This is a genomic window from Streptomyces sp. BE20 (genome assembly GCF_036322525.1).
In the GTDB taxonomy this organism is placed as follows: Bacteria; Actinomycetota; Actinomycetes; order Streptomycetales; family Streptomycetaceae; genus Kitasatospora.
The window spans coordinates 1-1,353 of sequence record NZ_JAQYWW010001098.1 but is presented as its reverse complement, the minus strand read 5'-3'; the positions used below and the strand labels follow the sequence as shown (position 1 = coordinate 1,353).

At 76.2% G+C, this 1,353-nt stretch carries 1 protein-coding gene; it reads right to left on the bottom strand.

Annotated elements, in window-relative coordinates; genetic code table 11:
• The coding region (locus tag PUR61_RS33190) for a polyketide synthase dehydratase domain-containing protein (protein ID WP_329883224.1) at positions 1-1,235 on the bottom strand (1,235 nt) is incomplete at its 3' end.
• Positions 1,236-1,353 lie beyond the last annotated feature (118 nt).

Below are 1,353 nucleotides of genomic sequence, written 5' to 3'. Positions count from 1 at the left end.
GCCCGACGCGTCAGGACCACCAGACGGACACCCTCACGGGACTCGTCCGCGAACCACCCCTGAACGGCCGCCAGCGTCACGGCCAGGTCCCCCTCCGCGCGCAGCACCTCCCAGGCGGACTCGTCGGAGGCACCCGCCGTCACCTGCGGCCAGTCCAGCCGGAACAGCGCGTCGCGGTCGGCGCCGCCCGTCGGGGCGAGCTGCTCGGCGGAGACCAGGCGGGCCCGGAGTGCCTCCACCGAGGCCACCGGCGCGCCGGTCCCGTCCGCGAGCTCGATCGCGAGCACCTCCGGCTCGGTGTAGCGGAGCCGGACGCGCAGGGCGCTCGCGCCCGTCGCGTGCAGCCGGACACCGGTGTAGGCGAACGGCAGCCGGCTCACTCCGGGCGGGCTGTCGACCAGCCGGTGGTGGACGGTGATGTGGACGGCGGCGTCCAGCAGGGCGGGGTGGAGGCCGTACCGTTCGGCCTCACCGGCGAGCGCGTCGGGCAGCGCGACCTCGGCGTAGAAGGTGTCGCCGTCCCGCCAGGCGGCGCGCAGGCCCTGGAACCCGGGCCCGTAGTCCAACCCGGCGGCGGCCAGGTCCTGGTAGATCCCCTCGGTGTCCAGCGCCGTCGCACCCGGCGGCGGCCAGGCGTGCAGACCCTCGGCCGGCGCGGCCGGGCCGCTCAGCAGGGTGCCGGCGGCGTGCCGGGTCCACTCGGCCGAATCCGTCAACCGCTCCGCCGGGTCGCCCGGTCCGGCCGGCGGGGCGGGGCGCGAGTGGACGGTGACGGACCGCAGGCCCGCCTCGTCCGGGTCACCGACGCTCACCCGGACGTGGACGGCGCCGCGGTCCGGGACGAGGAGCGGGGCCTCGACGACCAGTTCGTCGAGCGCACTCGCCCCCACCTCGTCGCCCGCGCGGATCGCCAGCTCCAGCAGTGCGGTGCCGGGAAGGATCACCGTGCCCTGCACCGCGTGGTCGGCGAGCCACGGGTGGGTGGCCAGCGACAGGCTGCCGGTCAGCACGGCGCCCTCGCCGTCCGGCAGGCCGACGGCCGCCCGGAGCAGCGGGTGGCCTATCGGGGCCAGGCCGAGGCCGCCGGCGTCGCCGGTACGGATCGCGGGCTCCAACCAGTAACGACGCCGCTGGAACGGATACGTCGGCAGGTCGATGCCGGAGGACCGGCCCGTGGCCGTGCCCAGCAGCGCGGTCCAGTCGACCCGGTGACCCTGCACATGGATCCGCGCCAACGCCGCCACCGCCGTCCGCGACTCCCCACGATCCCGCCGCAACACCGCAGCCGTCACCGGCCCCTCAAGAACCCCCTCCACCAACGACGCAAGAGTCCCGTCCGGACCCAACTCCACG